Source organism: Bradyrhizobium huanghuaihaiense (assembly GCF_007830635.1).
Classification (GTDB): Bacteria; Pseudomonadota; Alphaproteobacteria; order Rhizobiales; family Xanthobacteraceae; genus Bradyrhizobium; species Bradyrhizobium huanghuaihaiense.
On record NZ_VLLA01000074.1, the window covers coordinates 1 to 6,637 of the forward strand.

6 protein-coding genes are annotated in these 6,637 nt (G+C 60.0%); 2 read left to right on the plus strand and 4 right to left on the minus strand.

Features of this window, described 5'->3' with window-relative positions; all coding sequences use genetic code 11:
• The coding region (locus IQ16_RS44405) for a helix-turn-helix domain-containing protein (RefSeq protein ID WP_145832236.1) at positions 1-362 on the minus strand (362 nt) is incomplete at its 3' end.
• A 156-nt stretch (positions 363-518) separates the two neighbouring features.
• Positions 519-809 carry a hypothetical protein gene (locus tag IQ16_RS44410; protein WP_011082854.1) on the minus strand — a complete coding sequence of 97 codons (291 nt, stop codon included), beginning with the start codon at positions 807-809 and terminating at the stop codon, positions 519-521.
• A gap of 1,027 nt (positions 810-1,836) precedes the next feature.
• Here IQ16_RS44410 and IQ16_RS44415 point away from each other — a divergent pair.
• Together IQ16_RS44415 and IQ16_RS44420 are read left to right on the plus strand one after the other, a co-directional pair.
• Entirely contained in the window at positions 1,837-3,837 is a 2,001-nt protein-coding gene (locus IQ16_RS44415; protein ID WP_011082853.1) for a c-type cytochrome, read from the plus strand.
• 125 nt (positions 3,838-3,962) lie between these two features.
• On the plus strand, positions 3,963-5,195 hold the full coding sequence (locus tag IQ16_RS44420) for a cytochrome P450 (RefSeq protein ID WP_011082852.1): 1,233 nt from the start codon (positions 3,963-3,965) through the stop codon (positions 5,193-5,195).
• A gap of 324 nt (positions 5,196-5,519) precedes the next feature.
• Here IQ16_RS44420 and IQ16_RS44425 read toward each other — a convergent pair whose 3' ends face one another.
• Together IQ16_RS44425 and IQ16_RS44440 are read right to left on the minus strand one after the other, a co-directional pair.
• Complete coding sequence (locus tag IQ16_RS44425; RefSeq protein ID WP_125459386.1) at positions 5,520-5,816, minus strand: hypothetical protein; 297 nt, start codon at positions 5,814-5,816, stop codon at positions 5,520-5,522.
• A gap of 649 nt (positions 5,817-6,465) precedes the next feature.
• A partial coding sequence (locus IQ16_RS44440; protein WP_145831711.1) for an integrase core domain-containing protein occupies positions 6,466-6,637 on the minus strand: 172 nt, incomplete at its 5' end.

The following is a 6,637-nucleotide window of genomic DNA, read 5'->3' on the forward strand; positions in this document are numbered from 1 at the left end:
GAGCGGATCGACCAGTGCGTTGCGTCGGGCGGCGTCGTACGCAATGTCCGCTCGATTACCTCGGCAACCTGATCATCGTCGATGGTTCGAGGGCGGCCCGGGCGGGCTTCGTCAAGCAGGCCATCACAACGATCCTTCAAGAATCGGCGGCGCCACTTGCCGACGGTGTGTTCATGGATGCCAAGTTCGGCAGCCACAGACTTGCTTGGCAGACCAACTGCACACCGCAGGATCGCGCGGCATCGCTCAGATAGCGATCGGGCTACACGATGACGACGAACTTGCCTCTCCAAGTACGCCCGCTCCTGCGAACTCAGCACCAACGGCGCGATCGGCCGGCCTTTCACACCTGCATTCGCCACGAGCGCTCTCCTCTCTAGAGATCCGAGCGATCAACTAATGTCACGAACTTCCGTTCCAGATGACTAGACCACGACGGCGTTACTGCTCGCACACGGCTACTAGCGTGGGTACCCGAGCGTTTGCGCGGAAGGATGGGCCATGCAGTCGATCCCTTGCTAGGTGTCGTCGGTGCCGGGGATCGTGCCGTTCTCGGAATACTGCCAGAGCTTCCGGTGCCGCGACGCCGACGTCTCCGGAGGTGACGATGCTGACGTCGACTCGACTTCAACCATTTCAACAGCGACGATGCAAACTTGGTCGCTTGGATCAGCCCTGCGGGCAGCAGGCCGCCGGAGCCGCCGCCGCCGCCGCCGCGGATGGTCGAGCAGCGCCTGGACGGCCTCGTGCAGATCGTCGAGCGGCTCAAACCCACCTTCGAGAAGGTCGTTCAATTCGAGCCGCAGCATCTCGTCATCCCAATCGGTGCGTCGAAGGCCTCGAAGAGACGCGACCAAGCGCGAAGCTCGAGACAATACCCGAGAGTGTACCAACAGCAACGGGACAGCTCGCAGAGATGGAAGCAAAAGTAAAAAGATCAAACAGCGTCATAGCAAGTCCGCCGATCTGGAAGCTAAGCGCGCGCTGAACCGCCTGAAGGAGGTTGACCCGGAGGGATATGAGGCCTTCCTTCGTAAGCGCGAGAACCGCGGGGACACTGGCGGTTTCGGCCCGGCTGGACGGGCGAGGCCATAGTCACCACCACATTCCTCGCCGTCGCATTCGCACAACTCTGGCGCGTCGTCGCCATGCGCAGCAGCCGCTCCGGTACCGTTTTCAACGAGTTCACGCGCAATCCATGGGTCTGGCTGCGCTCGGCCTGTACGGCCCTCTGCTCGCAGTCCCTCTCTACTGGCCGCCGATGACAGAGGTCTTCCACGTCTGCCACCGACGCTCACGATGTGGAGCATTGTCGCGGGCTACAGCCTGACGCCGATGCTGCTAATTCAGGTCAGCCGCGCCGTCATCGTGCTTGCCAAACGAAGCCGTTAAATGGTAGCCGCGTTGCTTGGCTCGAATTCGCCGTCTGCATCATCGTGATCGGCGTGGCCGGATGTATGCTCATGGTCATTGCGCCCTACGGAGTCCTGATCTCCGAGTGCGAGCCTATTGCCCTCAGGCGCCCGGCCAATTCCGTTCGCTCGCGTTCCCGCGGATTACAGCCCCCCGATCTCCCACAGCGGACCCAACGTCACTGCAAATTCGATCGCGAGGATGGGATGGCGGCTCGAACAAGAGCTCGTCCGAACGCTCTAGATGTTCTTGTTATGCGGTCAAGTTCGCCCATTCCACAGACCACCGATTGTGACGTCAGAAAGAATAGTGATCGCGTCTCAAGGACGTCAACAGCAGGGGTAAGCCTACAAGATCATGTAGTTGTAGTATTACTGTTTGCACGGCTCTCTGCTGGAGGCCGTTCGCTGACACGGGGGAGCCATGTCGACAGTTACCAGCGCAATTCGGCGCCTTTGGTGGCGACGCTTTCTTGTTCTTCTGGCGATCATCGTGGTCATTGCTTTGATCGCAGTCATGACCAGCTCCCAGCTTGGCGCGACAATCGAAGCTCTGACGCCGCCTGGTCTCCCTGAACCGGTTTCCGCGAGCGAGCAGGTTTCGCTCGATCAGGGCTGGAACGCCGAAGACGCCGATCGATTCCATCATAAAGCCCAGGGCACGCAGACCTTACCGATCCCGCTGTCATGGTTTCTCGCCCTGGAAGCGCCGCTGAACTCGCCTTTCGCTATCCCCTTTTTCAAACGAGAACGGTTTTCTGACAACCGCTATTTACTGCGGTTTGGATTCATAGAGTCTGCCGAAAGCGAGAACAATGAGTACGGTTTGCCGATCGGCTTTGCATATTCGCCGTTTCAGTCGATCCGCGGACTTTCGCGTAAGGAGACTGCCGTTGGATTGACCTGTGCCGCGTGCCATACCGGCCAACTGATCTTCAAAGAGAAGCGCTATGTCATTGAAGGCGGCCCCGCCGTGACCGATCTCGGTCAATTGACAAATGCGCTCCGCGCTGCGCTCGCACAGACCGCTTTGTCGGCAAAGCTACCCTTCTTCGACGGTCGCTTCGGGCGGTTCGCGAAGCGCGTTTTAGGAACCGAGTACAGCGATCTTACACGCGTCCAACTGTCCAAGGAGCTCGATGGAATACTTGGTGCTCTGATCGATCAGCCCGCTGGGATCGACGTCACGGAAGGGTTTACCCGCCTCGATGCGCTCAATCGCATCGGCAACCAGGTGTTCGCACTCGACCCCAAGCGCTACGGCAACTACGTCAACCTCAACGCCCCTGTCAGCTACCCGCACATCTGGACATCGTCATGGTTCGATTGGGTGCAGTACGACGGCTCGATTATGCAGCCATTGGTGCGCAATGCCGGCGAGGCGATGGGGGTTTCGGCGGAGCTCAACCTCACCGCCCCGCCCAAGGGGGGACGTTTTGCCAGCAGCATCCCCTTCGATAATCTGCACTGGATCGAACAACAGCTCGCTGGAAAGGACCTGCCGCTGGTGGCGAAAGCCTTCACCGGACTGAATGCGCCAGCCTGGCCCGACAGCTTTCCTGCGATCGACAAAGCCAAGGCCGCCGTGGGAGCCCAACTCTACGACAAACATTGCAGCGGCTGCCATCTTCCAGCGCTGACGCCGGACATCGTGCACGGCAAGGCCCCGGACGCGGAGTTCTGGAAGAACTTCGGCCCTATCCGCTGGCGCGGTCGCGATGGGCAGGAGAAGCAGACGAGGGAATCCGTACTCAACGTCAAGATCATCAAGCAAAGCCATATCGGCACCGATCCGGCCCAGGGCGACGTGCTGCGCAATCGCACCGTGGACACCGCCGGCAGCGAACTGGCCAGGGCGGGCCAGAGCAGCCCAGGGCTCGGCCTCGACATCGATGTCTGCCAACGGAAGGCTGACAACACGCTGGATACGATCCACCTCTCGGACCATGCGATGCAACTCTACGCGCTTGCGCTCGGCGCCGTGGTCCAATCCGGCATCGACGAATGGCTTCGGTCGACCGGGACGGTCCAAGCGGAGATCGAAGGCGATCGGCCGAACTGTCTAGCGGCAGGTTTCGGCTATAAGGCGCGTCCGCTGAACGGCGTATGGGCGACTGCGCCGTTCCTGCACAACGGCTCGGTGCCGACGATCTACGATCTGCTCAGCCCGGTTGCGGAGCGCCCACAAGTCTTCCTGCTCGGTGAGCCCAGCTTCGATCCTGTCCGCGTCGGTATCGTGACACGGACGGTCGCTCCTGAAGGCAGGACCTACGACAGCAAGGGCTACTTCATCATCGATACGTCGAGGCCCGCCAATCGCAATACCGGCCACGAATTCTCGAACGAGAAGCATGAGGGCGTCATTGGCCCTGCGCTGTCTCCGGAGGAGCGCAACGCAATCATCGAGTTCCTCAAGTCGATCTGAAATTGATTGGGTCAGCTCCAACTGGAGCAATAGCGAAGACCATCTCGCTCCCGCAGGGGGAAAGGTGGACGGAAGCCCGGATCGACCGACCAGGCGAAGCTTTTCGGAGTTAGGGTGCGGCAGCAATGGCGGAACAGAAACAGGGGCCGGCGGCGAAGTTCCTGAAATGGATGATCGCCAAACATCCGGATGCATTGTTCGCATTCATCCGGCGCGTCAGGCCCAACCTGGCGTTGGGCGCCGCGGGGCCGGTGTTCATCACCCGCTTCCCCGACGTGCAGGAAGCGCTGAGCCGCCCCGACATCTTCAACGTCACCTATGCGCCAATGATGGACCCTTCGGTCGGCCCCTTCATGCTCGGCCGCGACTGCACCGAAATAAACCAGCGCGACAAGGGTATCATGCGCGCCTTCATGCGCATGGAGGATCTGCCGGCAATTCGCCAGAAGGTGCGCAGCCTCGCCAATGCGTCTGTCGAAAAGCAGATCTATACCCAGAACCAGATCGAGGTGGTCAGCACGTTGTCGCGCCTGGTGCCCATTCAGCTGACCCGAGAATATTTCGGCTTTCCCGGCCCCGATCTGGCCTCGATGTTCCGCTGGTCGCGCGCGACGCAATATGACATGTTTCACAACCTGGACAAAGATCCGAAGGTGCACCAGGACAACATTGACGCTGGGCAGGAGATGCGCGCCTATCTGACACAACTGCTCCCGCAGCGGCGCGAGCAGCTGAAAAATGGGGCGCCGCTCGAGGACGTGTTCAGCCGCCTGCTGAATAGCCATTTTGACGATTCGATCGGCTTCGCCGACGAACGCATTATTACCAATATGATGGGCACACTGGTCGGCGGGATTGAGACCACATCGGCGGCCATCGTGCAGCTGCTCGACGAGTTGTTCAAGCGCCCGAGGATCCTGAAGGAGGCCATCGACGTCGCCAGCAGCAACAACGACCATCTGATGTATCGCTATTGCTGGGAAGCGCTGCGCTTCAACCCGATCAATCCGTTCGTGGTGCGCCACTGCCGGACCGATTACCGGATAGCCAAGGGCTCGCTGCGCGCGACGACAATCAAGGCCGGCAGCACGGTGCTGATCTCGACCCGGTCGGCGATGCGCGATGGCTTGCAACTGCCGGCGCCGTCCAGCTTCGCGATCGACCGGCCGGAGTCGGTCTACATGCATCTGGGCTACGGGATGCACACCTGCCTCGGCGACCAGATCAGCCGCATCCAAGTTCCGGAAATCGTTCGCCGCATCCTGCAAATCCGGGGCGTCCGTCCCGCCGCGGAGATTGACTACGCAGGAGGGCCGTTTCCAGAGCGTTATCCCATCACCTACGACACGCCGGTCTGAAGGCCGGACTTCCCAGCAACGAGCCGCGAGTACCGATCCGGCCGCTGGCGTGGCGGCCTCTGGCGTCAGCACTAGGTCGGTCGTCGCGAAGTCTCCGTCACGCGATGCGCGTGAGATGCGTGAGGCAATAATCAATCGTGTCGGTGGTGTGTTCCGCTTGCGAAACACATCAATAGATGAGAGGCAGAGCTTCGCATGCGCGGCTACTACATTGGCTTACCGAGGAAATGGTTTAAGCGAACGGAAGCCGTACGCTGAAGCGGGCCTCGGCAACCGGCAGTTATGCACGAACATCGCGCAATCAGCGCAACAGCAATGATACGCTCAAACGGCACCTGCAGGATCACCATTACGCACGACGCCGACGACTACAAACAGCGCATAGCATCGAGCGCTGCTTCTGCTCGCTGATACACTCTTTCGACGCTTGGCACCCGTTATGACAGGCGAATAGGACAGGCGAACCGTAATTTTACCGGCTTCTTCATCGATCTCGCGGCCGCATTGGTCTGCGGTTGCACGCGTTTCCCCGTAGCTGTCCGGATTGGCAAGTGTTGGAACACGGTGTTCTACTTGAAAGAACACCGGCTGAGGGATTTTATACTTAAACTGTCTTTTCACTAAATTCCGGTGGCGAGGCCGCGGGACTGCATCGTCTCGCGGCCCCATTGATTTTTCGTCGTTGAGGTCCGGGCGAGCTCCTCCACCGAATTCCGACTCTTTACTCCCAGAAGGGGTAATCGCTTCGATCGCCCGTTGGCATTCAGACGCGTCAAATTCGGGCCGTCGGCAAGTCCTCGCTGGACAGCATTCCGGAGTATGTTGTCGTGGAGTGCACATGGCTGCTGCCAACCTGATCGACAGTAGCGACAGCGATCGTACGAAAACGCGCTCCGCATCGAACATGGCGCGTGCTGTTTGACGTCCCAAGATGGCTGGAGTTCTCCCATCGAGACAGCTTCGGCCGAGCTTGTTTGGCTTTCTGGCTCTGCCAAAGGGCAGAGCCAGACTGATACAACAAAGTCGGCTCGCTGTCGCGCGCGCCATCGAAAACTGCCCCCTCGACGTCACGAGGAATTGCCCCCTCCTTGGATAGCCGAGGAGAGAGCGAATGAACGAGGAACAGAGCTGGCCCCGGTTGTTTGGACAGCGCCCCGCTGGATTTAAGTGGATTCCTGCCGGGTTATGCTGAACGCGGGGCTTTACGATTTTGTCGTTGCGTCGGGAGGGCGTAGCCCGACCAGAGCGACGACAAAATCGTCGGCGACGGTCATGCGGCCATCACCATAGCTTGCGTGCCGAAGTAAGCCTCGTCGGGCGTGCGCCCGTCAAGGCTCGAGTGAGGGCGTCCCTGATTGTAGAAGGCCAGATACTTGGCAATTGACGCTCGCGCCTCGGACACGCTGTCGTAGGCGCGGAGATAAACTTCTTCGTATTTGACC

Excerpts from the sequence above, each read along its gene's own strand:
- IQ16_RS44410 (WP_011082854.1), bottom strand. The coding sequence starts at position 809 with ATGCTGCGGCTCGAATTGAACGACCTTCTCGAAGGTGGGTTTGAGCCG.
- IQ16_RS44415 (WP_011082853.1), top strand. The coding sequence starts at position 1,837 with ATGTCGACAGTTACCAGCGCAATTCGGCGCCTTTGGTGGCGACGCTTT.
- IQ16_RS44420 (WP_011082852.1), top strand. The coding sequence starts at position 3,963 with ATGGCGGAACAGAAACAGGGGCCGGCGGCGAAGTTCCTGAAATGGATG.